At 72.4% G+C, this 26,383-nt stretch carries 27 protein-coding genes and 1 pseudogene; 16 read left to right on the top strand and 12 right to left on the bottom strand.

Annotation, left to right across the window (positions count from 1 at the left end; all coding sequences use genetic code 11):
- Positions 1-8: 8 nt before the first annotated feature.
- On the bottom strand, positions 9-2,069 hold the full coding sequence (locus EDD93_RS34215) for a SpoIIE family protein phosphatase (protein ID WP_123530013.1): 2,061 nt from the start codon (positions 2,067-2,069) through the stop codon (positions 9-11).
- A gap of 288 nt (positions 2,070-2,357) precedes the next feature.
- Between EDD93_RS34215 and EDD93_RS34210 the strand changes: the two genes are divergently transcribed.
- The gene (locus EDD93_RS34210) at positions 2,358-2,675 is read left to right on the top strand and encodes a YkvA family protein (protein WP_123530011.1); all 318 of its coding nucleotides are present in this window, start codon (positions 2,358-2,360) and stop codon (positions 2,673-2,675) included.
- A 70-nt stretch (positions 2,676-2,745) separates the two neighbouring features.
- Positions 2,746-3,255, top strand: coding sequence for a mycothiol transferase (locus tag EDD93_RS34205; protein ID WP_123530009.1), 510 nt, complete (start codon positions 2,746-2,748; stop codon positions 3,253-3,255).
- Positions 3,256-3,261: 6 nt separating this feature from the next.
- Here the strand turns inward: EDD93_RS34205 and EDD93_RS34200 are convergent, their stop codons facing one another.
- A complete protein-coding gene (locus tag EDD93_RS34200) occupies positions 3,262-4,080 on the bottom strand; it encodes an AraC family transcriptional regulator (protein WP_123530007.1) in 819 nt (272 codons plus the stop codon).
- 115 nt (positions 4,081-4,195) lie between these two features.
- On the opposite strand from EDD93_RS34200, the gene EDD93_RS34195 reads away from it, so the two are divergent.
- Positions 4,196-4,627: a DUF2000 domain-containing protein gene (locus EDD93_RS34195; protein WP_123530005.1), complete on the top strand. Its 432-nt coding sequence runs from the start codon at positions 4,196-4,198 to the stop codon at positions 4,625-4,627.
- A gap of 57 nt (positions 4,628-4,684) precedes the next feature.
- Here the strand turns inward: EDD93_RS34195 and EDD93_RS34190 are convergent, their stop codons facing one another.
- The 5 genes from EDD93_RS34190 to EDD93_RS34170 form a co-directional block, all read right to left on the bottom strand.
- Positions 4,685-5,734: a polyprenyl synthetase family protein gene (locus EDD93_RS34190; protein ID WP_123530003.1), complete on the bottom strand. Its 1,050-nt coding sequence runs from the start codon at positions 5,732-5,734 to the stop codon at positions 4,685-4,687.
- Positions 5,731-6,795 (bottom strand): tetratricopeptide repeat protein, encoded by a 1,065-nt coding sequence (locus EDD93_RS34185; protein WP_123530001.1) that lies wholly within the window; start codon positions 6,793-6,795, stop codon positions 5,731-5,733. Before EDD93_RS34185 ends, EDD93_RS34190 begins: the two co-directional genes overlap by 4 nt.
- A gap of 240 nt (positions 6,796-7,035) precedes the next feature.
- Entirely contained in the window at positions 7,036-8,343 is a 1,308-nt protein-coding gene (locus EDD93_RS34180) for a phosphoribosyltransferase (protein WP_123529999.1), read from the bottom strand.
- A gap of 157 nt (positions 8,344-8,500) precedes the next feature.
- On the bottom strand, positions 8,501-9,190 hold the full coding sequence (locus tag EDD93_RS34175) for an SUMF1/EgtB/PvdO family nonheme iron enzyme (RefSeq protein WP_123529997.1): 690 nt from the start codon (positions 9,188-9,190) through the stop codon (positions 8,501-8,503).
- 58 nt (positions 9,191-9,248) lie between these two features.
- Positions 9,249-9,641, bottom strand: a complete 393-nt coding sequence (locus EDD93_RS34170; protein WP_123529995.1) for a nuclear transport factor 2 family protein — start codon at positions 9,639-9,641, stop codon at positions 9,249-9,251.
- 70 nt (positions 9,642-9,711) lie between these two features.
- Here EDD93_RS34170 and EDD93_RS34165 point away from each other — a divergent pair, with 70 nt between their 5' ends.
- From EDD93_RS34165 to EDD93_RS34130, 8 genes are all read left to right on the top strand, one after another.
- Positions 9,712-10,308 (top strand): PadR family transcriptional regulator, encoded by a 597-nt coding sequence (locus EDD93_RS34165; RefSeq protein ID WP_123529993.1) that lies wholly within the window; start codon positions 9,712-9,714, stop codon positions 10,306-10,308.
- Positions 10,301-10,999, top strand: a complete 699-nt coding sequence (locus tag EDD93_RS34160; protein ID WP_123529991.1) for an alpha/beta fold hydrolase — start codon at positions 10,301-10,303, stop codon at positions 10,997-10,999. Before EDD93_RS34165 ends, EDD93_RS34160 begins: the two co-directional genes overlap by 8 nt.
- A 145-nt stretch (positions 11,000-11,144) precedes the next feature.
- On the top strand, positions 11,145-11,822 hold the full coding sequence (locus EDD93_RS34155) for an ABC transporter permease (RefSeq protein WP_123529989.1): 678 nt from the start codon (positions 11,145-11,147) through the stop codon (positions 11,820-11,822).
- Complete coding sequence (locus tag EDD93_RS34150; protein WP_123529987.1) at positions 11,819-12,496, top strand: ABC transporter permease; 678 nt, start codon at positions 11,819-11,821, stop codon at positions 12,494-12,496. Before EDD93_RS34155 ends, EDD93_RS34150 begins: the two co-directional genes overlap by 4 nt.
- A complete protein-coding gene (locus tag EDD93_RS34145; RefSeq protein WP_123529985.1) occupies positions 12,493-13,446 on the top strand; it encodes an ABC transporter substrate-binding protein in 954 nt (317 codons plus the stop codon). Before EDD93_RS34150 ends, EDD93_RS34145 begins: the two co-directional genes overlap by 4 nt.
- Positions 13,447-13,535: 89 nt before the next feature.
- Positions 13,536-14,684, top strand: coding sequence for a serine hydrolase (locus EDD93_RS34140; protein ID WP_123529983.1), 1,149 nt, complete (start codon positions 13,536-13,538; stop codon positions 14,682-14,684).
- A gap of 45 nt (positions 14,685-14,729) precedes the next feature.
- A complete protein-coding gene (locus EDD93_RS34135; protein WP_123529981.1) occupies positions 14,730-15,389 on the top strand; it encodes a class I SAM-dependent methyltransferase in 660 nt (219 codons plus the stop codon).
- A gap of 66 nt (positions 15,390-15,455) precedes the next feature.
- A complete protein-coding gene (locus EDD93_RS34130) occupies positions 15,456-16,013 on the top strand; it encodes an SMI1/KNR4 family protein (RefSeq protein WP_123529979.1) in 558 nt (185 codons plus the stop codon).
- A 25-nt stretch (positions 16,014-16,038) separates the two neighbouring features.
- Here the strand turns inward: EDD93_RS34130 and EDD93_RS34125 are convergent, their stop codons facing one another.
- The gene (locus tag EDD93_RS34125) at positions 16,039-17,202 is read right to left on the bottom strand and encodes an ABC transporter ATP-binding protein (RefSeq protein WP_123529977.1); all 1,164 of its coding nucleotides are present in this window, start codon (positions 17,200-17,202) and stop codon (positions 16,039-16,041) included.
- A 105-nt stretch (positions 17,203-17,307) separates the two neighbouring features.
- Here EDD93_RS34125 and EDD93_RS34120 point away from each other — a divergent pair, with 105 nt between their 5' ends.
- The gene (locus EDD93_RS34120; RefSeq protein ID WP_123529975.1) at positions 17,308-18,603 is read left to right on the top strand and encodes an alpha/beta fold hydrolase; all 1,296 of its coding nucleotides are present in this window, start codon (positions 17,308-17,310) and stop codon (positions 18,601-18,603) included.
- A gap of 95 nt (positions 18,604-18,698) precedes the next feature.
- On the opposite strand, the gene EDD93_RS34115 is transcribed toward EDD93_RS34120, so the two are convergent.
- Together EDD93_RS34115 and argG are read right to left on the bottom strand one after the other, a co-directional pair.
- Positions 18,699-19,271 (bottom strand): rhodanese-like domain-containing protein, encoded by a 573-nt coding sequence (locus tag EDD93_RS34115; protein WP_123529973.1) that lies wholly within the window; start codon positions 19,269-19,271, stop codon positions 18,699-18,701.
- A 180-nt stretch (positions 19,272-19,451) separates the two neighbouring features.
- Positions 19,452-20,903, bottom strand: coding sequence for an argininosuccinate synthase (argG, locus tag EDD93_RS34110; RefSeq protein ID WP_123529971.1), 1,452 nt, complete (start codon positions 20,901-20,903; stop codon positions 19,452-19,454).
- 458 nt (positions 20,904-21,361) lie between these two features.
- On the opposite strand from argG, the gene EDD93_RS34105 reads away from it, so the two are divergent.
- A complete protein-coding gene (locus EDD93_RS34105; protein WP_123529969.1) occupies positions 21,362-22,456 on the top strand; it encodes a serine hydrolase in 1,095 nt (364 codons plus the stop codon).
- Complete coding sequence (locus EDD93_RS34100; RefSeq protein WP_123529967.1) at positions 22,456-23,244, top strand: MerR family transcriptional regulator; 789 nt, start codon at positions 22,456-22,458, stop codon at positions 23,242-23,244. The genes EDD93_RS34105 and EDD93_RS34100 overlap by 1 nt, the downstream gene beginning before the upstream one ends.
- On the opposite strand, the pseudogene EDD93_RS40570 reads toward EDD93_RS34100, so the two are convergent.
- Positions 23,245-23,598 (bottom strand): annotated as a pseudogene (locus EDD93_RS40570) (helix-turn-helix domain-containing protein); the annotation flags it as partial.
- 39 nt (positions 23,599-23,637) lie between these two features.
- On the opposite strand from EDD93_RS40570, the gene EDD93_RS34090 reads away from it, so the two are divergent.
- A complete protein-coding gene (locus EDD93_RS34090) occupies positions 23,638-24,369 on the top strand; it encodes a PIG-L deacetylase family protein (protein ID WP_123529965.1) in 732 nt (243 codons plus the stop codon).
- A 65-nt stretch (positions 24,370-24,434) separates the two neighbouring features.
- Positions 24,435-25,295 carry an enoyl-CoA hydratase/isomerase family protein gene (locus tag EDD93_RS34085; RefSeq protein ID WP_260256083.1) on the top strand — a complete coding sequence of 287 codons (861 nt, stop codon included), beginning with the start codon at positions 24,435-24,437 and terminating at the stop codon, positions 25,293-25,295.
- Between the two features lies 1 nt (position 25,296).
- Here the strand turns inward: EDD93_RS34085 and EDD93_RS34080 are convergent, their stop codons facing one another.
- The gene (locus EDD93_RS34080) at positions 25,297-26,283 is read right to left on the bottom strand and encodes an SDR family oxidoreductase (RefSeq protein WP_123529963.1); all 987 of its coding nucleotides are present in this window, start codon (positions 26,281-26,283) and stop codon (positions 25,297-25,299) included.
- Positions 26,284-26,383 lie beyond the last annotated feature (100 nt).

The following is a 26,383-nucleotide window of genomic DNA, read 5'->3' as shown; positions in this document are numbered from 1 at the left end:
CGCCCGTGTCAGTCGCGCACCCGGGCCATCAGCAACGCCACGTCGTCGTGGTGACTGGGGTCCCGCAGCTTGCGCAGCAGCCGGTCGCAGGACTCCTCCAGCGACGGATCGGGCTCGCGGAGCAACTCCCGCAGGGCGTCGAGGCGGGTGTCTATGTCCTGGTCACGGGTCTCCACCAGGCCGTCCGTGTACAGGACGAGCCGGTCACCCGGCCCGAGGTCGAACGTGACGTCGCTGAACGGCACACCGCCCACCCCGAGCGGCGCCCCGGCAGGCAGTTCGAGCAGCCGGGGCAGGCCCCCGGCCGGGATCAGCACCGGCGGGAGATGCCCGGCGGTGCTCACCCGGCAGATGTTGCGGTCCGGGTCGTACACGCCGTAGACGCAGGTGGCGAACCACGGGTCGAGGTCTGCGGTGATCTCGTCGAGGTGCGCGAGCACCTCGGCGGGCCGCAGGCCGATCCTGGACAGGGTCTGGGTGGCCGTCCGCAGCCGCCCCATCGTGGTGGCCGCGTTGATGCCGCTGCCCATGACATCACCGACCACCAGGGCGGTTCCGCCCTCCCGCAGCGGGATGACGTCGAACCAGTCCCCGCCGACCTCGTACCGCGAGGCGGCCGGCCGGTAGCGGGACGCCACCTCAAGGCCGGCCGGGGCGTGGTGGTTGTGAGGCAGCATGCTGCGCTGGAGGGTGAGCGCGGTCTCCCGCTGCTGCCGGAACAGCCGGGCGTTGTCGATGCAGACCGCCGCGCGGGCCGCCAGCTCGCAGGCCAGCACCTCGTCCTCCTCGGTGAACGGCAGCGGATTGTCCGTCCGGATGAGGTCGATGGCGCCCAGCACCTCGCCCCGGGCGATCAGCGGCACCGCCAGGTAGGAGTGCGCACCGGCCTCGGCCAGCAGCCCCGCCGAACGGCTGTCGCGGGCGACCTGCGCCAGTGACCGCGCGTCCAGGTACGCCACCCGGACCGGCTCGGCCGTACGCACACAGCGGGTGATCAGCCGGTCCGCTCCGTAGTGGGCCGCGTGGCCCGGTGGATCCGCCGCCTCCACGACCGGCGTCGGCCGGGCCGCGACGACGGCCAGCGCCTGGATCAGGGCCGGGCCCTCGGTCCGGCTGGGGCGTCCCTTCAGCACACTGTCCAGGACGTCGACCGCCGCGACGTCGGCCAGCTCCGGAACCGTGACCTCGGCCAGCTCCCGCGCGGTCTGCTCCAGGTCCAAGGTGGTCCCGATGCGCACCGATGCGTCCGCGACCAGTGCCAGCCGGTGCCTGGCCCGCTCCGCCTCGGCCTCCGCGCGGTGGTGGTCGGTCATGTCGATCAGCGAGACGGCGAGCCCCAGCACCTGACCGCCGGAGTCCTCCAGCCGGTACAGCGACATCGACCAGGCACGGTCGGTCTCCGGATCGGCCCCGGTACGGCCCTCCACCTGATGGCCCACCTGCGGCACACCGCTCTTGAGGACCTCACGCATCGCCGCCTCCACCGCTTCGGCGTCCAGGAAGGGCAGCGCCTCCCCGGCCCGGCGGCCCAGGTGCTCGGCCGCGCTCAGACCGTTCATCCGCTCCAGCGCGGGGTTGGCCGCCAGATACCGCAGATCGCTGCCCAGGACGGCCAGGCCGATCGGGGACTGGTCGACCAGGCGGACGGACAGCGCCAGATCGCGCTCCACCTGCCGCAGCGTCGCCCCGTCCGTGGCCAGGCCCAGCGCGTAGAAGCCGCCGCGGTCGTCCTGGAGCCGCATGTTGCGGAACTCCAGCAGCCGGGACGTGCCGTCCTTGCACCGTACGGGGAAGGTCCCCGCCCAGGTCTCACCGCTGCCCATCACCTCGGAGAACAGCCTCAGCACCAGCTCGAAGTGTTCGTCGTCGACCAGGAGACGGGCGGCGAACCGGCCCAGCGCCTCCTGCGGCGTGTACCCCAGCAGCCGCTCGGCCTGCGGGCTCCACAGCGCGATGCGGCCCTCGGTGTCCAGCACCATCGCGGCCGTCCCGAGGACGTCCACCAGACCGCCCTCGGGGGAGCGGCGCACCGCCGCCGCCCGGCGGGCGGCGCCCAAGCCGGTCCGCATGTCGCCAGTGCCGTCCACGGACCATCCTTCCCAAGCCGTCGCCGTGCCCGGACGCAAGGTTCGCTGTCTCCCATGGTCGCCCCGGACCCGCCGCCACCGCAGCTCCGGCGGTTCCGCGGATCTTGCCGAGGCGGCTCTCGGCGGTGCCGCAGCGGTCACTCGCAGCGTACTGACCCGAACAGCCGAGCACGACCGTCAGGAACGGGATCTGTCGCGACGAGCGCACCGTCACACCACCGGCGGACCCTCCGCGTGGTGATTCGCCGTCTGCCGGGTACACGATGAGGCATGGACACCACGGCCTGGCTCATCATCGGTGCGGCCCTCGCGCTGCTCACCATGGTTGTCGCCGGCGTCCTCCTGGTGCGGGTGTTCCGCGCCAGGAAACTGCTGGTCGACGCCGGAATCCCGCTGCGCAACAAGGCGCTGGTCTGGGCTGCGGTGATCTACACCGTGTCGCCCGTCGACCTGCTGCCCGACCCCGTGTACCTCGACGACATCGGCTTCCTCATGCTGGCGCTGCGCTCGCTGCACGCCGCCGCGCGGGCCGCAGGGGCGGGCGGCCGGGACGGGCGGGCCACCGAGACCCGGCACCTCGTGCCGTAGGCCGCGTACCCGGCCCCGCCGGGGTGTGTCGATGGCGGGGACGGGGCAGGGGAGCAGCCATGGTAAGGACATGAACGTCGCAGACATCCTGGTGGATGGATTCACCCGCATCCGGGAGACGGTGCACTCGGCCGTCGAGGGCCTCGGACCCGACGATCTCCACGCACGCCTCGACGGGGGCGCGAACTCGATCGCGTGGCTCGTCTGGCACCTGACCCGGGTCCAGGACGACCACATCGCGGACGCGGCAGGCGTCCAGCAGATCTGGACGGCCCAGGACTGGTCCGCCCGCTTCGATCTGCCGTTCGCCGAGGCGGCCACCGGTTACGGGCAGAGCAGCAAGCAGGTCGCGGCCGTGCGCGTCGGCTCGGCGGAGCTGCTGATCGGCTACTACGACGCCGTGCACCTGCAGACCGTCAGCTTCCTCCAGAGCCTCGACGGCCATGCGCTGGACCGCGTCGTGGACGAGGCCTGGTCGCCGCCGGTCACCCTGGGCGTACGGCTGATCAGCGTGCTGTCGGACGATCTCCAGCATGCCGGGCAGGCCGCCTTCGTCCGGGGCTCGCTGGAGCGCCGGTAGCCCGCCTCAGCCGGCCGGCGGGGCGAGCGGTCCGCGGGTGCGGGCGTAGTGCCCGGGGCTGGTGCCCACGACGCGCTTGAAGTGGCGGGCCAGATGGGACTGGTCGTAGAAACCCGCGGACGTCGCCACGTCGGGCCCCGGCAGCCCCTGGAGGAGCAGCCGGCGTGCGAGGTCGACCCGGCGCCCCGTCACGTACTGGTGCGGCGCCATCCCGAACTCCCGGCTGAAGGCACGCACCAGATGCGTGTGATGGGCGTGCAGGCGCAGCGCCGCCTCCTGGAGCGTGATGCCCGCCACGAACCGTTCGTCCAGCAGGTCGCGCAGCCGGTGGGCGATCCTGCGGTCGTGCACGTACCGGACGGGTTCCAGCCGGTCGCGCAGATGCCGGTCGAGCCGTTCGGCGACCAGGGCGAGCCGGCTCGCCGCCTCCAGTTCGTCGCCCGGCGTCGAGAGCGTCGTGTGCAGCCGGGCGATCCGGTTCCGCAGCGCGGGATCGTGCAGCACGGGCCGGTCGACGGCCATGCCGATCAGCCGCTCGTCGACCTGCGCGGTGTTGAGGTACAGCACGCGTTTGCGGAAGCCCCCGGCGGTCGCGGCGCCGCCGTTGTGCGGAACGTGCGGCGGCAGCAGCGTCACCACATGGGTGAGCACCCCGTGCTCGTGGCGGTCCAGGTCGTAGCGGACCATGCCCTCGTCCACGATGAGCAGGGTCCACGCGTCGTGCGTGTGCATCGGGTAGGAGTGGTCGATGAAGTGGGCGTGGAAGACCTCTTCGATCCCCTCCACCGGCGGACACCACGCGGTGATGTCCGGACGAGCTGCCATGCCCCGATCGTACGCCCGGCCGCGGGTCCGCCGGCTCCGGGCAGGCGGGCGGCCGCCGCCGGCATGCAAAGTTCGTACAAGACGCGCCGGGGGAGTGCCGGGCAGGCTCGGTGCCATGACAGACGAAACAGCCCCCGTCCGCTTCGACACCAAGATCGCCGTCCTGCTCAGGGACGACCTGCAGACCTGGCAGCGGCTGAACGTCACCGCGTTCCTGGTCAGCGGCCTCGGCACGGCGGTGCCCGAACTCGTCGGCGAACCGTACGCCGACGCCGACGGCACCCCCTACCTGCCGATGTTCCGGCAGCCGGTCCTGGTCCTCGAAGGAGGGAAGGAGGTGCTCACGACGGCCCACACCCGTGCGGTCGGCCGTGGCGTGACCCTGTCGGTGTTCACCTCCGACCTCTTCACGACGGGCAACGACCGGGACAACCGGGCCGCCGTGCGGGCGGTGCCCCGGGCCGCGATGGACCTGGTCGGGCTGGCCGTGCACGGTCCCCGCAACGCCGTGGACAAGATCCTCAAGGGCGCGTCCATGCACTCCTGAACGGGTCCGCCGCCGGCCGCACGCGCGGCGGGCCGGCGGCGGTGCGGACGGTGGCCGTCACACGGTGCGCTCGACGAAGTAGGGCAGCAGCGCGAGGAGTTCGCCGACCGCCTCCGTCTCCAGCGCGACGCTCTCCAGACAGGCGCGGGCGCTCTCCAGGTGACGGTGGGCCTCGGCCACGGCGGCCGAGCGCCCGCCGGCCTCCTCGACCAGACCGGCGGCCCGCGCGGCCGCCCCCTCGTCGAGCGGCTCGCCGGTACGCAACAGGGCGCCCAGCTCCAGGGCTGCCCGGTCGCCCGCCGCGAGGGCGGTGAGGACGGGGTAGGTCTTCTTCTGCCGGCGCAGATCGCCGTGCACCGGCTTGCCCGTCACCTCCGGGTCGCCCCAGATGCCGAGCACGTCGTCCATGACCTGGAAGGCGACTCCCAGATGGCGTCCCGCAGAGGTCAGCGCGTCGGCGGCCGTCCGTCCGGCCCCGCCGAGCACGGCGCCCAGACCCGCTGCGCAGCCCAGCAGCGAACCCGTCTTGTACTCGGCCATCAGCCGGTACTCGTGCGGCCGCACCGCATCGGGCCCGGTCCAGGGCCGGGACTCGAAGAGCAGGTCGTCGGCCTGGCCGCGGACCAGGTCGTTCAGGGTCGAGGACAGCAGCCGGACCGCCGGCACGCAGTGCGGGCCGGGGGCGTCCGCCAGGGTCTGCACGGCCAGCGCGAAGAGCGCGTCGCCCGCCAGGACGGCGGGCCCGGTCCCGTAGGCCTTCCAGGCGGTGGCGCGCTGCCTGCGGGTCTCGTCGCCGTCCATGATGTCGTCGTGGAGCAGGGAGAAGGTGTGGATCAGCTCGGCCGCGACGGCGCCCCGGACCGCGCTCTGCGCCTTCGCGCCGACGGCCTCGGCGCCGAGCACCGCGAGGGCCTGCCGGATCCCCTTGCCCTGCCCGCCGGGGACGGCCCGGCCGCCGGGCCAGTCCCAGCCGAGCGAGAACGCGGTGATCTCGGCATGCCACGGGTGCAGCTGCCGCACGGCGAGCTCCAGGCCGGGCCGGACGAGGGCGCGGCAGCGGGCGAGTACCTCCGACGCCGTGGCCTGCTGGGTCACGGGGGGTGTCATCGGCGGCCGGCTTCCCCGGCCACCGCGTCACCGGCCGGTGATACGCCGAGTTCCGCGTAGGCCTTGTCGACCATGTCGCGCGCGTTGAGCAGTCCTATCCGGTCGAGCGTGACGCGCAGCCCGTCCAGCTCCGCAGCGGTCTGCGTGCGGTCCCGGCCCAGCCGGGCGAGCGACTTCACCAGACCGAGGCGGGCCAGCGCCTCGCCCCGGGGCTCGGTCATTGCCCGGAACTCGCCGAGCGCCTCTTCGTACACCTCGCGGGCCTCCTCGTACCGACCGGCGCGGTAGAGCACGTTGGCGCGCATCTTGTGGTTGTAGGCGAGGGCGCTGGACAAGTTCATCTCACGGCAGGTCAGTTCGGCCTCCGCCAGCAGGGCGAGCGCGCGCTCCGGGTCGTTGTCCCGTACGGAGATGATGTCCGCCATACCGCGCAGCGCCCAGGCCCGGCCGCGCCGGTCGTCCGCGTTCCCGGCCAGCTGCGCCGCCTCCTCGAACATCTCCAGGGCGGTGTCGAACGAGCCGGTGTTGCGGTGGATCTGAGCGATGCCCTCCAGGGCCCAGACGGTGTGCCGTGCCTCGCCCCGGGCGCGTGCCTCGGCGAGCAGTTGCTCGTGCAGGGCGGCGACGGTCCGGTAGTCGCCCTGGATGCGCCCGGTCTCCGCGAGACCCGCGAGCGAGTAGCCCCGGGCGACCACGTCGCCGCCCTTCTTGCCCAGGTCGGCGGCCAGGCCCAGCAGGCGGAAGGCGAGGCGCAGTGCGCCCCGCTGGCGGGCGAGCGTGCCGCCGCTCCACAGCGCCCAGGCCATCGCCCCGGTGTCCTCGGCGGACCGGGCCGCGCGGTAGCTGGCCTTCCAGGCGCGGTCGGCGTCCTGTACGTGGCCCAGCCTGCGGTGCGCCTCGGCCACCGCGAGTCCGGCGCGGGCCACCTCCTGCTGGGAGCCGGCCAGTTGGGCCGCCCTCAAGTGGCTTTCTCCCTCGGCCAGTACGTCGGTGAGGGAGGCGTTCACGGACATCTTGGTGAGGGCGCCCTGGTACTCGGGCGCCAGTGCTTTGCTGTGCATGGGAGCCTTTCGCGCGCGGACGGGCCGGCCGTCGACTATGCATGCAATGTATACATTCAGTGCATAGCCGCTCGGTGCTCTGACCTGTGCGCTCATGGGGGGTCGGAGAGCTTGTCATGTGCGGCGTACCGCCTTGTTGTGGATCAAGACGGCTGATCGGCGTCCACGGTTGCTTCCCGACCGCGCAATCCGCACGGACATTCGCTCGACGGTGCCCGCCGGGCCTGCCGGCCCGGTCTCTCAGATGGCCGCCGAGCCGCTCCCGGGCCCCGTGAGGTGCTCGCGGAACCACTCCCGGGCTAGCCCGGCCACCTCGTCCAGCGCACCCGGCTCCTCGAAGAGGTGCGTCGCGCCGGCGACGACCTCCAGCCGGCTCTCGCAGCGCAGCTCCCGGCGCGCCTGCCGGTTCAGTTCCAGTACCCGGGGGTCGCGGCCGCCCACGACGAGGAGGGTCGGAGACCGGACATCACCGAGGCGGGCGCCCGCCAGGTCGGGCCGGCCGCCGCGCGAGACGACCGCGCCGATCCCCGTGTCGCGCCCGGCTCCGAGTGCGGCCGCCGCCCGCAGTGCGGCCGCTGCCCCGGTGCTGGCCCCGAAGACACCGACGGGAAGGGACTCGCGACGCCGCAGCCAGCCGGTGGCGCCGATCAGCCGTTCCGCCAGGGTCGCGATGTCGAAGACGGCCGAGCGGTCCGCCGCCTCGGCCGGTGTGAGCAGGTCGAACAGCAGGGTGCCGAGCCCCGCCCGGTGCAGGGCCGCCGCCACCGAGCGGTTGCGCGGGCTGTGCCGGCTGCTGCCGGATCCGTGGGCGAACACCACGAGGGCGCGGGCGGACCCGGCCGAGGTGAGCTCACCCGGCAGCACCACACCGCCCGCCTCCACGGCCACGTCGACGGGCGTGGGCGCGGACGGCCGGTCCGCGGCCCGCGCCAGCAGCGCGACGACCTCCTCGTCCGGGGTCTGGCCGAAGTCCCGGTACCACTCACCCACCGCGGCGAACCGGAGCGGCGTGGACAGGCACACCAGCTCGTCCACCCGGCCCCGGACCCGCTCGGCGGCGTCCGGCGGCGCCACCGGCACGGCCAGCACCACCCGTGCCGCTCCCTGCGCACGGGCCACCTCGCACGCGGCGAGAGCGGTCGCGCCGGTCGCGATGCCGTCGTCCACGACGATCACGCAGCGCCCTTCGAAGCGGATGCGCGGCCGGTCGCCTCGGAAGGTCCGGGCCCGGCGCAGCAGTTCGGCGCCCTCGGTGTGCTCCACGGCGGCGAGGTCCTCCGGGGACGCCCCGCTGCGGCGCAGGATGTCCTCGCTGATGACCCGCACCCCGCCCTCACCGATGGCGCCGAAGCCCAGTTCCGGGTGGCGCGGGACGCCGAGCTTGCGGACCACGATCACGTCGAGCGGCGCACCGAGCGCCTGGGCGACGCGGAAGGCGACCGGGACTCCGCCGCGCGGCAGGCCCAGTACGACGGGATCGCTTGCGGCCAGCGGGCGGAGAGCCTCCGCGAGCCGTTGTCCCGCGTCGGCGCGATCGGAGAACAGCACGGGGATTCACCCCAGACCGGGAGAGGGGAGGCGGCCATCTGCGCATCTGCTTCGAGTCGACACCGTGCACCACGGGTCCGCAAGCCGGCGACGGAGCTGCCACCGCCGGGAACGAGCGGCGCAGCGGCCTGCCGCGCCTTCGGGGCATCGCGCGACGTCACAGCACGGAACGTGCCACCCGGAACCCGGTGTCGTCGATCCGGAACGTCGGGTGGCTGCGGCGGCGCACCGAGGCCCGGCAGCTCCAGTGCTCGTCGAACCAGCCGCCGCCGCGCAGCACCCGGTAGCTGCCGTACACCTCGGCGTCGTAGACGTCCCAGCACCATTCCCAGACGTTGCCCAGCGTGTCGTACAGGCCCCAGGCGTTCGGCTCCCGGCCGCCCACCTCGTGCATCCGCTCCCGGGAGTTGCCCCGGTGCCAGGCGATGTCGTCGAGTTCTCCGTAGCGGGCGCCCGTCGTGCCGGCCCGGCAGGCGTGCTCCCACTCGGCCTCGGTGGGCAGCCGGAACCCGTCGGCGGCAGTGTCCAGGGCGACGCCTTCGGCGCTCTGCGTACCGTCGGGGCCGGCGGGCAGGCGGTAGACGGGGGTCAGGCCGGCTCGCAGTGACAGGGCGTTGCAGAACCGGACCGCGTCCAGCCAGGAAACGCTCTCCACGGGGAGCCGGCCGCCCTGGGCGGAGGCCGGGCGCTCGCCGGTGACCTGTGCGTACAGGTCCTGGGTGACCACGGACGCGCCGAGCAGGAAGGGGGTCAGGTCGACCGCCCAACTGCGTTGCGTACGACGGTCCGACAGGGTGACCCGGCCCGCCGGGACGGTGATCAGCTGGATCTCGGTGACTGCGTCCATGGAACGCCGAGCGTATCAACACCGCTGAGGACGGGGCCCGGTTCACGCCCCGGCCGGGTCAGCCCGCCGACGCCTCGCGGGCGATCGCCTCGAACCGCGCGCCCATGGCCTCCGCCAGTGCCTGCGCCCCGGACAGCGGCCGGACCATCACCATCATGTCGTCGATCTCGCCCGCCTCGTTCATGTGCAGGAAGTCGCAGCCGCTGATCTCCCGGTCGCCCACCTTCGCGACGAAGGCGAGCGCGTGGTCGCGCCCGTCCTCGCTCGACATCTCCCGGACGTACCGGAAGTCCGAGAACACCTCGATGACGGCACGCAGGATCGCGGCGGTGAGGGGCTTGCCGGGGTACGGCTTGAACGCCACCGGGCTGGTGAAGACGACGTCCTCGGCCAGCAGCGCCTCGACGGCGTCGAGATCGTGTGCCTCGACGGCCTCTCGGAAGGGGTGCATGCGCCACTCCATAGTCAATTTGTTGAATAGGTGTGAAAGAGGTTAATCACATCGGTGCTAGCGTGTCCAGATGTCTCTCAAGTACGCGGTCCTGGCCGCCCTGCTGGAAGGCGAGGCCTCCGGCTACGACCTGGCCAAGATCTTCGACGTCTCGGTGGCGGACTTCTGGTCCACCACCCCGCAGCAGCTCTACCGGGAGCTGGACCGGCTGGCGGGGAGCGGCCTGATCGAGGCACGGGTCGTCGAGCAGCAGCGCAGGCCGAACAAGCGGGTGTTCACGCTCACGGAGCCGGGCCGCGCCTCGCTCGCGGCGTTCACCGCCGAACCGCCCCGCCCCATCGCCATCAGGGACGAGCTCCTGGTCATGACCCAGGCGGTGGACGCCGGCGACCACGAAGCGGTGCGTGCCTCGGTCGCGGAACGCGTGGAGTGGGCGCGTGCCAAGCTCGCCCGCTACGAACGGCTCCGGGAACGTCTGCTGGACGGCCGCGACGAGGAGACCTTCATCGAGGAAACCGACCGCATCGGCCCCTACCTGACCCTGATGCGCGGACGGTCCTTCGAGGCGGAGAACCTGCGCTGGGGCGAGCAGGTGCTGCGCATCCTGGACCGGAGAGCGGCTCAACGGCGTTGTCAGACCCCTCGGTTAGGGTCTGCGCATGACTGAATTCGTACTGGTGGCAGGTGCCTGGCTGGGAGCGTCGGCATGGGACGAGGTGGTGCCGGGGCTGCGTGCGGCGGGACACGGCGCACACCCGGTGACCCTGAGCGGCGTCGGGGAGAAGCGGGAACTGCCGGCCGGCCCGCAGAGCCATGTGACCGACATCGTCGACGAGGTGGAGCGCCTCGGCCTGCGTGATGTCGTGCTGGTCGGCCACAGCTACTCGGGCATCCCGGTCGGCCAGGCCGCCGGCCGCATCGGTGACCGGCTCGCCCGCGTGGTCTACGTGGACGCCAGTGTTCCGGCCGAGGGCCAGTCCTTCGTCTCCACCTGGTGGCAGGGGCCGGCCGCGCTGGAGGCCGAGCTCGCGGGCAACGGCGGCTCCTGGGCGCCGCCGGCCCCGGCCGAGTTCGAGGGCCAGGGGCTCACCGACGAGCAGACCGCGCGCCTCCTGGCCGGCGCGACGCCGCACCCGGGCGCCTCGCTGAGCGACCCCGCCGTACTGAGCGCCCCGCTCGACGGCCTCCCGGTCACCTACGTCAAGTGCCTGCTCGACGGTCCCGAACCCAGCGACGACGTTGCCGCGTTGCTCACCGGGGACAGCTGGGACCTGGTCACGACGGACACCGGACACTGGCCGATGTACTCCCGGCCCGCAGAGCTCGTCCGGATCCTCACCGAGGCGGCCGCCAAGTAGGTCCGAGCGGGGGCCGGCCGCGCCACGGGTCCGAGCGGGGCCGGCCGCTCGCGCCCGGCGCCGTCCACCGGCCCCGCGCCGTCCCGCTCCACGAACAGTCGATCAGGACGCGCGCTCCCGCCCTGTTCCGGGCTGCAATGGACGGGTGACCGCGCCTCCGGACGACTGCCTCGCGCGCAACGAATGGATCTGCGGCGCCTACCTGAGCAGCCGCCGGCACATCCTGTGGGAGGCCGTGCTCCAGCACCTCCAGCTGACCGTGATCGCCGTACTGATCGGCCTGGCGCTCGCCCTGCCCCTCGCCCTCGCCGCCCGCCGCTGGCGCTGGGCGGCAGGACCGGTGCTCGGGGTGACCACCGTCCTGTACACCGTGCCCTCCCTCGCGATGTTCTCGCTGCTGCTGCCGGTGTACGGGCTCTCCGCCGCGCTCGTCGTCGCGGGGCTCGTCCTGTACTCCCTGACCCTGCTCGTACGGAACATCCTGGCCGGACTCCGAGCCGTACCTGAGGAGACCCGCCAGGCGGCTCGGGGCATGGGATACGGGCCCGTACGGCTGCTCGTCGCGGTGGAACTCCCACTCGCCCTGCCCGCCGCCATGGCGGGTCTGCGCATCGCCACCGTCTCCGCGGTCTCCCTGGTCACCATCGGCGCCATCGTCGGCTACGGCGGACTCGGCAACCTCATCTACTCCGGCATGAACACCTACTTCAAGGCGCAGGTGCTCACCGCGTCCGTGCTCTGCGTCGTCATCGCCGTCGCCGCCGACCTGCTCCTCCTCCTGATGCAACGCCTGCTGACGCCCTGGACCCGGAGGCAGTCGTGAACACCCTCACCAAGGCCTGGTCCTGGCTCACCACCTCCGCGCACTGGTACGGCGACGACGGCATCTGGACCAGGCTCGGCCAGCACCTCTACCTCACCGTCGTCTGCCTGCTGATCAGCTGCCTCATCGCGCTGCCGGTGGCGCTGGTCCTCGGCCACCTCGGCAAGGGTGGCGCCCTCGCCGTCAACATCTCCAACGTCGGTCGGGCCGTCCCCACCTTCGCCGTCCTGGTGCTGCTCCTGCTCACCCCGGTCGGCCGCTTCGGAGAGGGACCGACCATCGTCGCCCTCGTCCTGTTCGCCGTACCCCCGCTCCTCACCAACGCCTACGTCGGCATGCGCGAGGTCGATCAGGACGTCGTGCGGGCGGCCCGGGGCATGGGGATGACCGGCAGACAGCTGCTGTTCCAGGTCGAGGTGCCACTCGCCCTGCCGCTCATCCTCACCGGGGTAAGGGTCGCGGCCGTGCAGCTCGTCGCCACCGCCACCATCGCCGCCCTGGCGGGCGGCGGCGGCCTGGGCCGGATCATCACCGCCGGATTCAACCTCGCCTCGACCGCCCAGGTGGTCGCCGGAGCGGTCCTGGTCGCCGTGTTCGCCCTGATCGTCGAAGGGCTCTTCGAGCTGGCGCAGCGGCTCGCGCCGGACTGGGTCCGCGACGGGAACACCGGATGAGGGCCCGTCGCGCGCTCCCCGCGATCCTGCTGTTCGCACTGGCGGCGACCGCCTGCACCACCGGACCGGCGCTGGAGAACCAGGGCGAGGTCACCGCGCCGCCCGGCGACAGCAAGCACCTCACCATCGGCTCGGCGGGCTTCACCGAGAGCGATCTGCTCGCCCAGATGTACGCTCTGCTGCTCGACCGGGCCGGATACTCCACGAAGATCATCTCCGTCACCAACCGGGAGATCTACGAACCGGCACTGGAGAGCGGCCAGATCGACGTCGTACCGGAGTACGCCGCCACCTTTGCCGACTGGCTGAACGCCAAGAAGAACGGTGCCGACGCCGCACCCGTCGGCTCCCCGGATCTGTCCGCGACCATGAAGGCCCTGCGCGCCCTGGCCGCGCCACGCGGCCTCACCGTCCTGGACCCCGGCCGGGCCGTCGACCAGAACGCCTTCGCCGTCACCTCCGCGTACGCGAGGAAGCACCACCTGAAGTCGCTCAGCGACCTCGGCGGATCAGGGCTGCCCGTCCGGCTGGCGGCAGGTGACGAATGCGTGCAGCGCCCGTACTGCGCACCCGGCCTGAAGAAGACGTACGGCATCGACATCACCGCCGTCGACCCCAAGGGCGTCGGTACCACCCAGGCCAAGCAGGCGGTCCAGAGCGGCCGGGACCAGATGGTGCTGACCACCACCACCGACGCCACCCTGGACGAATTCGGGCTCGTGCTGCTCGCGGACGACAAGCACCTGCAGAACGCCGACTACCTCGTCCCCGTCGTCAACCGTGCCAGGGCGGGCAGCGCGGGCGTGCGCACGGCGCTGGGCAAGCTGAACACCGTACTGACCACGGCGGACCTGGCCCGGCTGAACGAACAGGTGGACAGCTGGCGGCGGCTCCCCGAGGACGTGGCCCGCGCCTATCTGCGGTCCGAGCACCTCATCCCGGCCGGCTGAGCGCACCGCGGGGCGGCGGGCGCGGCCCGATGAGTTCTGAGCACCGGTGGAGTCATCCTGTCGAACCCCACACCTGAGAAGGCGGAGCGATGAGCACCCTGCGCGAAGTACTGGAAACGCACGTACGTCACGGGTCGGTGCCGGGAGCGGTGGGACTGGTTGCCCGCGGCGAACGCATCGAGGTGGCGGCGGTCGGCTCCGCCTTCACGGACGGCGGCGTGCCGATGGCCCGGGACTCGGTCTTCCGGATCGCCTCGATCACCAAGCCGGTCACCGCGGCGGCGGCCATGATGCTGATCGACGACGGCCGGATGGCGGCGTCCGACCCGGTCGGGCCATGGCTGCCCGAACTGGCCGCGCCGATGGTCGTACGCACCCCGCAGAGTCCGGTCGACGACGTGGTCCCGGCCGCGCGGCCGATCACCGTGCTCGATCTGCTCACCTTCCGCGCCGGATACGGATTCCCGTCCGACTTCTCGCTGCCCGCGCTCGCGCCCCTGTTCAGTGAGCTGAACCAGGGCCCGCCGGAGCCGCAGGCCGTCGCCGCCCCGGACGAGTGGATGGCGGCGCTGGCCCGGGTCCCGATGCTCCACCAGCCGGGGGAGGCGTGGCTGTACAACACCTGCGCCGACATCCTGGGCGTGCTGATCGCCCGGGTTTCGGGCCAGCCGCTGCCGGAGTTCATGGCGGAGCGGCTGTTCGAGCCGCTCGGGATGACCGACACCGGATTCGCCGTCCCCCCGGACCGGCTCGACCGACTCACCGGTTACTACCGGGCGGACGCGGAGGGGGCCCTGGAACTGGTGGACGCACCCGACGGGCAGTGGAGCAGCCCGCCGGACTTCCCGTCCGGTGGCGGCGGGCTCGTCTCGACCGTCGACGACTGGTTCGCCTTCGCCCGGATGCTGCTCGACGACGGGTCCGTGGGCAGCCGCAGCCTCCTGACGCCCGAATCGGTGCGGCAGATGACGACCGACCACCTGACACCGGCTCAGCGCGCGGCCAGCGGGCTGTTCACCGAGGGACAGGGCTGGGGGTTCGGCGGCTCGGTCGACGTCGAGACGCTCGATCCCTGGAACGTGCCGGGGCGCTACGGCTGGGTCGGAGGCACCGGCACGACGGCGCACATCATCCCGGCCACCGGCACGGTCGCCGTCATGCTCAGCCAGGTCGCGATGGCCGGCCCCACCCCGCCGGTGCTGATGCGGGACTTCTGGCGGTACGCCGCGAGCGTCTGACCTCTGAGGACCGCCACGACGGGGAGAGGCTCTAGAGTCGCCCGCATGCCTGAGCTCTCCTACCTCGCCGCTGTCCGGGAGTCGTACGACACCGTCGCCGCCGACTATGTCGAACGGGTCAGGACCCCGGCGGAGCTGGACCCGCTGTCCCGGGGGATGCTGGACGTCTTCGCGGAGGTGGCACGGACGGCCGGCCTCGGACCGGTCGCAGACCTGGGGTGCGGGCCCGGCAGGGTCACGGCCCACCTCGCGGCGCGGCAGGTGGACGTGTTCGGGCTGGACCTGTCGCCCGCCATGGTCGAACTGGCCCGTGGCGCCCACCCGGAACTGCGCTTCGGTGTCGGCTCGATGACCGACCTCCCGATCGAGGACGCCGGACTCGGTGGCATCCTCGCGTACTACTCCACCCACCACACCCCGCCGGAGCTGCTGCCCGTGGTGTTCGGCGAGTTCCACCGCACTCTCGCGCCGGGCGGCTGTCTGATGCTGGCCGGCCACGTGGGGGCCGGCCAGCACCTGCGTCCCACACAGGCGTACGGCGGGCATCCGGTGTCCTACGAGTCCTACCTGCTGCCGCCCGACCGGATCGCCGGGCTCCTGAAGCAGGCCGGGTTCGCCCTCACCGCGCGCCTGGTGGAGGAACCCGGCGAAGGGGCCGAGCGGACCTACGCCACCTTCCTCGCCCTCAAGCCCGAACGGCCCTGAGAGCCGCGATCCGTGACGGCCGGCCTCGGCAGCGATGTGTCAGAGGGGCCTGGCAGGATCACGGGCATGAACGACATGGACGATCTCGTGCGAAGCGTCGCCGTCCGGGCCGCATCGGACAACGCGAGCCTGCCCGCGCCGCTCGACGATGCCCGGATCGCGGAGGCCGAGGCCGAACTGGGCTTCGCGCTGCACCCGCTGCTCGTCCGTCTGTACCGCGAGGTCGCCGACGGCGGCTTCGGCCCCGACTACCGACTGCTTCCGCTGTCCGGTCCGGACTGCGGCGTGACCGGCGAATACCTGACGCTGCGTGCGGCAGCCGCCGCGGCGGAGCACTCGGACTGGCCCGAAGGCGTCGTACCGATCCTGACCTGGGGCTGCGGCATGTACGCGGGTGTCGACTGCCGCAGTGAAGACGGCCAGGTCCTGCTCTTCGACCCGAACCCGTACGGCGGCGGATCGTGGGAGCGGTGCTGGTTCCTGGATTCCGCCGGCCTCGCGGGGTGGCTGGAGACCTGGCTCGCGGGGGCGGGCTGGTTCGAGGAGGACGCCCACGAGAGGGACGACGTCGCCGAACCCGAGCCGTGGGACGAGGCCGGAAGCCGGCTGTCCGCCGGCGTGTAGGCCGACACGAGGGGCACGCGCCCCCTCAGGCGTCCGCCACCGAATCGAACTCGACCTCGTCACGTCCCACGCCCTGCGCGTCCGCGTCCACCGACCGGCGAAGCGCCTCGTGCAGCTTCGCCGGGGTCAGGACGCCGAGGAACCGCGCTCCGTCGAGGACCGCCACCCACCCGGCGTCGTGCTGGAGCATCTCGCTGAACGCCTGCTTCAGGGGCGCGCCGACCGGCACCCACGCGTCCATCCGGCGGGCGAGTTCGCCCACCGTGCCGGACTCCCCGGCGATCCGCAACGCGTCCGCCGACACCCAGCCGTGCAGCTCGCCCGCACCGCTCAGGACGACCGCCCACCGTGAGCCCGCGGCGCCGAGCCGGGCCGCCGCCACCCGGACCGGCTCGTCCAGCCGGGCCACCGGGGGCTCCTCCAGGTCCTCGGGTTCGATCGTGGTGACCGAGAGCCGCTTGAGGCCCCGGTCGGCGCCGACGAACCGGGCCACGTACGGGGTGGCGGGGGAGCCGAGCACCGCCCCCGGACTGTCGAACTGCTCGATGCGGCCCTCCCCGTACACCGCGATCCGGTCGCCCATCCGCACCGCCTCCTCGATGTCGTGGGTGACCATCAGGACCGTCTTCCTGACCGTGGCCTGCAGGCTCAGGAACTCGTTCTGCAGCCGCTCCCGCACCACCGGGTCCACCGCGCCGAACGGTTCGTCCATCAGGAGCACCGGCGGATCGGCGGCCAGTGCCCGTGCCACGCCGACCCGCTGGCGCTGGCCGCCGGAGAGCTGCGCGGGGTAGCGGGAGCCGTACGTCGCCGGATCCAGGCCCACCAGATCCAGCAGTTCGGCCGCCCGCTCCCGGGCCCTGGACCGCTTCCAGCCGATCAGCGCCGGGACGGTGGCGGTGTTGTCGAGGACCGTGCGGTGCGGGAAGAGCCCGACCTGCTGGATGACGTAGCCGATACCCCGGCGCAGCTTCACGGGGTCGACCTTCGAGATGTCCTCGCCGTTCACCAGGATCCGTCCCGAGGTCGGCTCGATCAGCCGGTTGACCATCATCATCGTGGTGGTCTTGCCGCAGCCGGACGGGCCGACCAGGGTGACGAGCTCACCCTCGGCGACCTCGAAGGACAGTTCGTGGACGGCCTTCGTACCGTCCGGGTACACCTTGCCGACCTGCTCGAACCGGATCATGACTGCACGTTAGGAGGCGGCCGGTTCCACCGCACACGGGCCGGGACCGTCCGGGGCACACGGGTGTGCTGAACTGTCCGGGAAACATCGGATTCAGGAGCACCCTTGAACAGCTACCGGCAGCCCGGTCTCGTCCTCACCGACCGTCACTTCACCGTGCCGCTCGATCACACCGACCCGGGCGGTGAGCAGATCGAGATCTTCGGCCGGGAGGTGGTGGCCGCTTCCAGGGCCGCAGACGAGCTGCCGTGGCTGTTGTACCTGGAGGGCGGACCCGGCTTCGGCGCCCGCCGCTTCACCGGCACGGAGGCCTGGCTGGGCCGTGCCGTGCGGGAGTTCCGGGTGCTGCTCCTGGACCAGCGCGGCACCGGCCTGTCCACCCCGGCCAACCGGCAGACGCTGCCGCTGCGCGGCGGCCCCCGCGAGCAGGCCGACTACCTCACGCACTTCCGGTCCGACAGCATCGTGCGGGACTGCGAGCTGATCCGGCCGGCGCTGACCGGCGGCGCGCCCTGGACGGTGCTCGGCCAGTCCTTCGGCGGCTTCTGCGCCGTGCGCTACCTCTGCGCCGCGCCCGAGGGGCTCAGCACCGTCCTGATCACCGGCGGCCTGCCCTCGCTCGACGCCCACGCGGACGACATCTACCGGGCCGCGTACCCGAGGATCGAGCGGAAGGTCGCAGCGCACTACGCCCGCTACCCGCAGGATGTCGAGCGCGCCCGCGAGATCACCGCTCACCTCGCGGAGCACCGTCCCGAGAGCGCCGGACACCGGCTGACACCCGAGGGCTTCCAGTCGCTCGGCATCATGCTCGGCGGCGGCAGCGGCAGCCACCAGCTCCACTACCTGCTGGAGAACGCCTTCGTCCGCACCCCGCACGGCACCGAACTCTCCGACACCTTCCAGGAGGCCATGCGTACGGCCTGTTCGTTCGCCGGGCATCCGCTGTACGCGCTCCTGCACGAGGCGATCTACGGCCAGGGCGAACGCCCCACCGGCTGGGCGGCCGAGCGGGTGCGCGCCGAGTTCCCGCAGTTCGACGCGGCGGCGGCGCTCCGGGGCGAGGGCCCGGTCCTGTTCACCGGCGAGAGCATCCACCCCTGGCACTTCGACGTGGACCCGGTCCTGCGCCCGCTGCGCGAGACGGCCGAACTCCTCGCTGCCCGAGGCGGCTGGGAGCCGCTGTACGACACGGAGCGCCTGGCCGCCAACGAGGTACCGGTGGCCGCCGCCGTCTACCACGACGACATGTACGTGGACACGGCGCACGCGCTGCGCACGGCCGCCGCGATCCGGGGGCTGCGCACCTGGGTGACCGACGAGTACGAGCACGACGGCCTGCGCGCGGGCGGCCCGAAGGTACTGGACCGGCTGCTCGCCCTGGCCCGCGACGAGGCCTGAGGCGGCGACGGGGGGCCGAGGCCGCGACGGGGTCCGAGGCGGCGACGGGGTCCGAAACCGCCTCGGCGCCCGGATCCCGCTGTGCCGGCCGGCGGTCAGCCCTGGAGGGCGTCCAGCGTCGCGTTCAGGCTGGTCGCCGCCCGGGGGTCACGGTTGTGGGGGAGCCTGGACAGGGCGGCTGTGATGCCGCACCTGCCGGTCACCGCCGAGTACACGAGACCGGAGCCGATTCCGGCGGACAGCCAGCGCGCGGCCGGGTACCTGACCCCCGCCAGCAGACCGGCCACCACCAGCGAACCGGCGGCGAGCCGCATCTGCCGCTCCAGTGCCCAGCCGCCCCGGGAGCCGGCGGGGCGGTCCAGATCGCGGCCCTCGCCCTCCCAGGCGGAGGTGCCGCCGGACAGTGTGGCGGCGTCGATGTCGGCGGCCGAGAGGATGTCGCAGGCCCGGGTGGAGCGGACCCCGGAGGCGCAGACCACGAGCAGGGCGCCGCGTGCCGAGGCGGACTTGAGCGCGGGGACGGCCTCGGAGAGCCGGTCGAGCGGGATGTTGAGGGCGCCGGGAACATGCCCGGAGGCGTACTCGCCCGGGGCCCGCACATCGATGACGGTGAACTCCGTGAGGCGGGCCGCGGCCTGGGCTGGTGAGAGCGATACGGGGCTGGTCACGAGCGGTGTTTCCTTTCGTTCACCGGGCGGGGCGGGTTCTGGGTCTCTCCTGCCCCGGACCGGCCAGGGTACCCGTCGGGGTATCCGAAGCCGCGGTGAACCAAGTCCCGGGCGGGCCGCGCTCCGCCCGGCCGGGATCTCACCGAAGCATCCCGGCCGGGCGGATCCGTACGTCCCGGATCAGTCGGTGCCGAACTCCATGGCGGCGCGGTCGAGCATCTCGTCGGCGTCGCTCTCGGCCCGGTCGCGGGAGGCGATGACCTCGGCGCCGCCCTGCGGCATCGCACCGATCAGCCCGGTCGAGGCCGCCTGCGCGGCACCGATGAGGGTGGCGTGCGTGTTGCCGACGATGCCGAGATCGGCGTACTGCTCCAGCTTGGCGCGGGAGTCGGCGATGTCCAGGTTGCGCATGGTGAGCTGGCCGATCCGGTCCACCGGGCCGAACGCGGAGTTGTCGGTGCGCTCCATGGACAGCTTGTCCGGGTGGTAGCTGAACGCCGGACCGGAGGTGTTCATGATCGAGTAGTCCTCGCCGCGCCGCAGCCGCAGCGTCACCTCGCCGGTGACGGCGGCGCCGACCCAGCGCTGGAGGGACTCGCGGATCATCAGCGCCTGCGGGTCGAGCCAGCGGCCCTCGTACATGAGACGGCCCAGCCGGCGGCCCTCGTTGTGGTACTGCGCGACGGTGTCCTCATTGTGGATCGCGTTGACCAGCCGCTCGTAGGCGGCGTGCAGCAGGGCCAGGGCCGGGGCCTCGTAGATGCCTCGGCTCTTGGCCTCGATCACCCGGTTCTCGATCTGGTCGGACATGCCCATGCCGTGGCGGCCGCCGATGGCGTTGGCCTCCATCACCAGGTCGACGGCGGAGGCGAACTCCTTGCCGTTGATCGTCACCGGGCGGCCCTGGTCGAAGCCGATCGTGACGTCCTCGGTGGCGATCTCGACCGCCGGGTCCCAGAACCGCACACCCATGATCGGGTCGACGGTCTCGACGCCGGTGTCGAGGTGCTCCAGGGTCTTGGCCTCGTGGGTGGCGCCCCAGATGTTGGCGTCGGTGGAGTACGCCTTCTCGGTGCTGTCGCGGTAGGGGAGGTCGTGGGCGACCAGCCACTCCGACATCTCCTTGCGGCCGCCCAGCTCGTGGACGAAGTCCGCGTCGAGCCAGGGCTTGTAGATCCGCAGGTGGGGGTTGGCCAGCAGACCGTAGCGGTAGAACCGCTCGATGTCATTGCCCTTGAACGTCGAGCCGTCGCCCCAGATCTGTACGTTGTCCTCGAGCATCGCCCGGACCAGCAGGGTGCCGGTGACGGCGCGGCCGAGGGGCGTGGTGTTGAAGTAGGCACGCCCGCCCGAGCGGATGTGGAACGCTCCGCAGGTGAGCGCCGCCAGACCTTCCTCGACCAGCGCCGCGCGGCAGTCGACCAGGCGCGCGATCTCGGCGCCGTAGGCCGACGCGCGACCGGGCACCGACGCGATGTCGGGCTCGTCGTACTGGCCGATGTCGGCGGTGTAGGTGCACGGGACGGCACCCTTGTCGCGCATCCAGGCGACCGCGACGGAGGTGTCGAGGCCACCGGAGAAGGCGATGCCGACGCGCTCGCCGGCGGGCAGGGAGGTAAGAACCTTAGACATAGGAAGAGTATGCGCTATTACGCATGATCATGCAATGTGGGGGTTGTGGGCGTGCCGCCGGCGCGGTCCGGGGAGGGGCCGGAGAAAGCGCGCGAGGGCCCCGGGTATGTGCCGGCCGGCCGGGGCCGCCCGGTCCGGCTAGTGCGCTGACCGCGTTGGTTCGCCGGGTCGGTCGTGTGACTGAGCGGGTTCGTTGACTGCTGGGCGCTGTAGTTGGCCCGCAGCGTGGTCGGTGAGCGTGTGGCTGGAGCTGTCCCTGTGAAGCCCTGGTCGGGCGAATCGCCACCGCGAGGCGGCGGCCGGGATCTGGGGCGGGCCGGGAGTTCTCGTCCGGCGGTGGCATCGGCCCGGAAGGGCGCTGTGGGCTGGATCACGGTTGAGGTTGACCTTGGGGCAGGGTGCAGGCTCATCGCAACGGCGCGGCGCCGACCCGGGCGCAACCGATGTGAAGGAGCAGCATGTCCACCAGCCTTTCGGTCCAGGGGCAGGGTCGTCCGGATCTGCAGAAGGTGATCGAGGAGTTGGTCGAGTCCGGCTTCGTCGGGGTCCAGCTCCGGGTGAACGACGAGCAGGGCGAGTGGGTTGGCAGCGCCGGTGTGAGCAGGCTGGGTCAGAGCGCCGAGCCGTTGACGAACGGGCACTTCCGGATCGGCAGCAGCACCAAGAACTTCGTCGCCACGTCGGTGCTCCTGCTGGTGGCCGAGGGCAGGATCGGTCTGGACGCCCCGGCCGATGACTTCCTGCCCGAGTTCGGTCTCGACCGGCGGATCACTGTGCGGATGCTGCTGCAGCACACCAGCGGGATCTTCAATCACACCGGCGAGCTCTACGAGGACGGGACGATCGTGCTGGGGGTCCCCTGGCAGGGCAAGGAGTGGGTGGACAACCGGTTCAAGTCCTACCCGCCCGAAGAGCTGGTGCGGCTGTCGTTGTCCAAGCCGGCGCGGTTCGCGCCGGGTACGGGGTGGAGCTACGCGAACACCAACTACGTGCTGGCCCGGCTGGTGGTCGAGAAGGTCACCGGCCGTTCGTTCGCCGAGGAGTTGCAGCGGCTGATCCTGGGACCCCTGGGGATGACAGGCACCGTGGCGCCCGGCGCCTCGCCGGAGATCCCCGAGCCGCACAACCACGGCTACTACCGCTACGAGGACACCGGGCAGGAGCGGACGGTCGATGTCACCCGTCAGAACCCGTCCTGGGTCGGAGCAGGTGGTGACATGATCTCGACCACGCGGGACCTGCACATGTACTTCTCCGCGCTGATGGGCGGCAAGCTCCTGCCGGCCGAGCTGCTGGCCGAGATGCGCACCCCGGAAGCGACCGTCGGCTACGGCCTGGGGGTGTTCGCGCAGGAAACAGACGGTGGCACCGTCTTCCACCACAACGGCGCCACCATGGGCTCGGCGGCGATGATGTACGGCACACCCGACGGCAGCAGGACCCTGACCGCCGGGCTGACCTGGGTGGACGACGCCGGCATGTCGATCGCACCGGCCTTCCGGAGCGCCCAACAGCGTTTCGTCGATGAGGTGTTCTGCGGCAAGCTGGGCTGATGAGCAACGGAGTGACCATCGGGCAGGCGGCGGCGTTCGTCGGCGTCACGGTGAAGGCCGTGCGGCACTACCACAAGCTCGGCCTGGTGGCGGAGCCGGAACGGGACAGCTCCGGCTACCGGCGGTACGGATCCGGAGAGCTGCTGCAGCTGGTGCAGGTACGGACGCTGGCCGCCGCGGGCGTGCCGCTGGCCGAGGTCGGGCCCATGCTCGACGCCGACGCCCACGCCGACGCCGCGCGTTTCGGGTCCGCGCTCGCCGACGTCGAGCGGCAGCTCACCGAACGCATCGATGAGCTGGTCGCCCGCCGCGACACGCTGCACCGGCTCGCCGACGGCGACAGGGCCCTGCTGCCCGACCGTGCCTGTGCGGTCCTGGACCGGATGCCCGGCCTCGGCTTCGGGTCCGACTACGTGGCCGCGCAGCGCGAGGCCCTGGTGCTGGCCCGGGTGCTGGTGCCGGAGGGCTTCGACGGTTTCCTGAACCAGCTCGAACACGGCCTCGACGACCCCGAGTACGTGTACCTGGCCAAACGCGGCCGGGAGGCGGAGACCTGGGAACCGGACGACCCGAGGATCGAAGAACTCGCAGCCGCCATGGCTGACCACTACCTCGCCGGCCCCGCGCTGCAGGGAGATCACGCCGGCCTGCAGGCATGGGCCAAGGCTTCGGCCCAGTACGAGCTGATCAACAACCACCGCGAGGACCGAGCGCCGGTCGCGGCACGGCTGACTGCGCTCACCGAGGCCAAGCTCCGCGCCGCAGGCGTACCCATGCCGCACCGATGAGGTCTCGGTGCGCTGAAAGGTGACGCCGCGGCGCGCGAGCACGCACCGTAACGCCTCGCGGCCCGTCCGGATCACGAGGCCGTGCACTCTGCGCCGGTAGGCGGCGGTTCGCGGATGGACCAGCGGGTGAGGGGCCTGCCGAGCCCGGCCGGGCGGGTGGTGGCCGCCCGCACGACGTGGTCCTCGTCGTCCGGACCGAGCAGGCGGGGACGGCCTCCCGCCCATCGAGGGTCCAAGGCAGGCCAGGCCGTTCTCGTTCAACCGGTGGGTGACATCCCGCACCGTGTCCACGTCGGCCTGGACGGATGCCGGCCCGCATCCAACCGGTTCGGGCGCCGGCACCGTCACCGCCAACCCGGCGCACGCTGTCGGTCACCGCACTAGCCTGCCGATATGACCGAGCAACTGGAACCCATGCCCGAGGACTGGACGCGCGCGCTCGCCGTCGTGGCGCACCCCGACGATCTGGAGTACGGCTGCGCGGCGGCCGTAGCCGTGTGGACGGACGGCGGCCGCGAGGTCGGCTATCTGCTGGCGTCCCGGGGTGAGGCCGGCATCGACACCGTCGAACCGGCGAAGTGCGCACCGCTGCGCGAGCGGGAGCAGCGCGCGAGCGCGGAGGTCGTCGGTGTCTGCCGGGTGGAGTTCCTGGACCATCGCGACGGGGTGATCGAGTACGGCGTGGAGCTGCGCCGCGACATCGCCGCGGCCGTCCGCCGCTACCGGCCCGAGCTCGTCATCACGCTCAACCACCTCGACACCTGGGGCGGCGTCGCCTGGAACACCCCCGACCACCGCGCGGTCGGCCGCGCGGCCCTGGACGCGGTGGCCGACGCGGGCAACCGCTGGATCTTCCCGGAGCTGACCGAGCAGGGTCTCGATCCGTGGAACGGGGTGCGCTGGGTCGCCGTCGCCGGGTCGGCGACACCGACCCACGCCCTCGACGTGACGGCCGGACTCGAACGCTCCGTGCGTTCGCTGCTCGCCCACCGCACGTACATCGAGGTGCTCACGGACCAGGACCCGGAGGAGTACTGCCGCGCTTTCCTCACCGGCAACGCCGAGGCGTCGGGCGAACGTTTCGGCGGCCGGCCCGCCGTCGCCTTCGAGCTGTTCGCGCGCTGAGCGGGCCGGACCCTGGCCGCCCCTGGCGGGGCGTCGTACCCTGTGCCGCACAGCGCGTCCTGACGATGCGTCAGTTAAGGGAGGTGGCGGCGGTGCTCGACATCCTCGATCACGGCATTCCGCACGGCGAGGAGCGGATCACGCTCCGGGTCGAGGACGGCGTGGGTGTGCTGACCCTCTGCCGGCCCGACCGGCTCAACGGCTGGAGCTGGGAGTGCAGCAGACAGCTCGGCATCATGGCGGACCGGATCAGGTTCGACGGCTCGGTCCGGGCGGTGCTGCTGCGTGGCGAGGGCCGGGCCTTCTGCGCCGGGATCGACGTCACCGCGCCCGGTGGCGCCATCACCGGGCGCTCCCCGTCCGAGCGCACCCAGAACTACTACGAGGGCATCCGCTGGGTGCACGAACGCTTTGCCGCGTTCGCCGGGCTCCCGCAGCCGGTGATCGCCGCCGTCCAGGGCTACTGCCTGGGCTTCGGCTTCGAGCTGGCCCTCATGGCCGACATCCGGATCGCCGCCGACGACGCCGTGTTCGCGCTGCCGGAGGCCGGCATCGGGGTCGCGGTGGACGCGGGCGGCGACATGCGCATCGCCCGCGAGGCCGGGGCGGGCTGGGCGAAGTACCTCGCGCTCACCGGCCGGCGGATCGACGCGGCGACGGCCGAGCGGATCGGTCTGCTGCAGGGCGTCACGCCGCTCGCCGGACTGGAGGCCACCGCACGGTCGGTGGCCGAAGCGGTGGCGGCCAACGCACCCTTGGCCGTACGGCACATCAAGCGTTCGGTCGACGCCTTCGCGGACGCCGGGATGGCGGCCGCGCTCGACCGGACGGCGCTGGCGGCCGCGCTCACCCTCACCTCGCAGGACTGCGCCGAGGGCTACGCGGCCAAGGCCGCCCGCCGGACGCCACACTTCGAGGGCGGCTGACTCACCGCACGCCGGGGCCGGGCGGCGTGAACGGACCGCGCCCCAGCTGCTCGCGCACCGGCACCACCGGCGGGGCGACCAGGGAACGGCGCTGCCAGTTCGCGCCGTCCACCACGAGCGAGTGGCCGGAGATGAACCCGGCGTACGGCGAGGCCAGGAACGTGGCCGCCCAGCCCAGTTCGCGCGGCAGTCCGACCCGGAGCGCGGGCTGGCGCGCGTCGTGCTCGTGGTGTTCATCGCGTGAGCCGTGCCCGGCGCGCGAGCCCTGCCCGTCTGTTCCGTCGTGGCCGGGGTCCGCTTCTTCTGCCCGGTCCAGTTGGCCGCGGATGTCGGCGGTCATGTCCTCGTGCGGCATCAGCCCCGGCACCAGTCCGTTGATCCGGATTCCGTACGGGCCCCACTCCACGGCGAGCGTCTCGACCAGGTTCTTCACCCCGGCCTTGGCGGCGGCCGAGTGGGCGTATCCGGGGCCGCCGGTCCAGGCGTACGACGCGCCCACGCTGACGATCGAGCCCGCGGTGCCGGCCGCGAGGTGGCGGCGCCCGAACTCCCGTGTGGTGAACCAGGTGCCGGTCAGCGTGATGTCGAGCACCGCCCGCCAGGCGTTCGGCGACAGGTCCTCGGCCGGGGAGGGGAAGTTGGCGGCCGCGTTGTTGACCAGCACCTGGGGGAGCCCCAGTCGGGCCTCGGCCGCGTCGAACACGGCGGCGATCCGGCCGGGGTCGCGGATGTCGGCCGGTGCGGTCATGACCCGGCCGCCGGTCAGCGGGGCCAACTCGTCCCGGGCGGCGGCGAGCCGTTCGGCGTTCCGGCCCACCAGCACCAGATCCGCGCCGAGCCGGGCGAATTCGGCGGCGATCGCCTTGCCGAGCCCCGAGCCGCCGCCGGTCACCAGCACGACGGCACCGTCGTACGTGCCGGGTGGTAACGCGCTGGCGCCCAGCGCGGGCGGAGCGGCGAGGCCGGGCGTGTGCATGGGCTCTGTCATGGCGCATAACTACCGCTTCCGAAGGCAAAACTCCAGGTCCACGCAGTGATGTTGTCCAGACCATTGACATGTAAGCGCCAGGATGTTGAATTCGGTGCAG

This window comes from Streptomyces sp. 840.1 (assembly GCF_003751445.1).
Classification (GTDB): Bacteria; Actinomycetota; Actinomycetes; order Streptomycetales; family Streptomycetaceae; genus Streptomyces.
Note: the sequence above shows the minus strand (reverse complement) of the source record. Positions and strands in the feature narration are given on the sequence as shown.

Bases quoted from the DNA above. Each gene is read 5' to 3' on its own strand.
- EDD93_RS34215 (WP_123530013.1), bottom strand. From the start codon at position 2,069: ATGCGGACCGGCTTGGGCGCCGCCCGCCGGGCGGCGGCGGTGCGCCGC.
- EDD93_RS34210 (WP_123530011.1), top strand. From the start codon at position 2,358: ATGGACACCACGGCCTGGCTCATCATCGGTGCGGCCCTCGCGCTGCTC.
- EDD93_RS34205 (WP_123530009.1), top strand. From the start codon at position 2,746: ATGAACGTCGCAGACATCCTGGTGGATGGATTCACCCGCATCCGGGAG.
- EDD93_RS34200 (WP_123530007.1), bottom strand. From the start codon at position 4,080: ATGGCAGCTCGTCCGGACATCACCGCGTGGTGTCCGCCGGTGGAGGGG.
- EDD93_RS34195 (WP_123530005.1), top strand. From the start codon at position 4,196: ATGACAGACGAAACAGCCCCCGTCCGCTTCGACACCAAGATCGCCGTC.
- EDD93_RS34190 (WP_123530003.1), bottom strand. From the start codon at position 5,734: ATGACACCCCCCGTGACCCAGCAGGCCACGGCGTCGGAGGTACTCGCC.
- EDD93_RS34185 (WP_123530001.1), bottom strand. From the start codon at position 6,795: ATGCACAGCAAAGCACTGGCGCCCGAGTACCAGGGCGCCCTCACCAAG.
- EDD93_RS34175 (WP_123529997.1), bottom strand. From the start codon at position 9,190: ATGGACGCAGTCACCGAGATCCAGCTGATCACCGTCCCGGCGGGCCGG.
- EDD93_RS34170 (WP_123529995.1), bottom strand. From the start codon at position 9,641: ATGCACCCCTTCCGAGAGGCCGTCGAGGCACACGATCTCGACGCCGTC.
- EDD93_RS34165 (WP_123529993.1), top strand. From the start codon at position 9,712: ATGTCTCTCAAGTACGCGGTCCTGGCCGCCCTGCTGGAAGGCGAGGCC.
- EDD93_RS34160 (WP_123529991.1), top strand. From the start codon at position 10,301: ATGACTGAATTCGTACTGGTGGCAGGTGCCTGGCTGGGAGCGTCGGCA.
- EDD93_RS34145 (WP_123529985.1), top strand. From the start codon at position 12,493: ATGAGGGCCCGTCGCGCGCTCCCCGCGATCCTGCTGTTCGCACTGGCG.
- EDD93_RS34140 (WP_123529983.1), top strand. From the start codon at position 13,536: ATGAGCACCCTGCGCGAAGTACTGGAAACGCACGTACGTCACGGGTCG.
- EDD93_RS34135 (WP_123529981.1), top strand. From the start codon at position 14,730: ATGCCTGAGCTCTCCTACCTCGCCGCTGTCCGGGAGTCGTACGACACC.
- EDD93_RS34130 (WP_123529979.1), top strand. From the start codon at position 15,456: ATGAACGACATGGACGATCTCGTGCGAAGCGTCGCCGTCCGGGCCGCA.
- EDD93_RS34125 (WP_123529977.1), bottom strand. From the start codon at position 17,202: ATGATCCGGTTCGAGCAGGTCGGCAAGGTGTACCCGGACGGTACGAAG.
- argG (WP_123529971.1), bottom strand. From the start codon at position 20,903: ATGTCTAAGGTTCTTACCTCCCTGCCCGCCGGCGAGCGCGTCGGCATC.
- EDD93_RS34105 (WP_123529969.1), top strand. From the start codon at position 21,362: ATGTCCACCAGCCTTTCGGTCCAGGGGCAGGGTCGTCCGGATCTGCAG.
- EDD93_RS34100 (WP_123529967.1), top strand. From the start codon at position 22,456: ATGAGCAACGGAGTGACCATCGGGCAGGCGGCGGCGTTCGTCGGCGTC.
- EDD93_RS34090 (WP_123529965.1), top strand. From the start codon at position 23,638: ATGACCGAGCAACTGGAACCCATGCCCGAGGACTGGACGCGCGCGCTC.
- EDD93_RS34085 (WP_260256083.1), top strand. From the start codon at position 24,435: ATGCGTCAGTTAAGGGAGGTGGCGGCGGTGCTCGACATCCTCGATCAC.
- EDD93_RS34080 (WP_123529963.1), bottom strand. From the start codon at position 26,283: ATGACAGAGCCCATGCACACGCCCGGCCTCGCCGCTCCGCCCGCGCTG.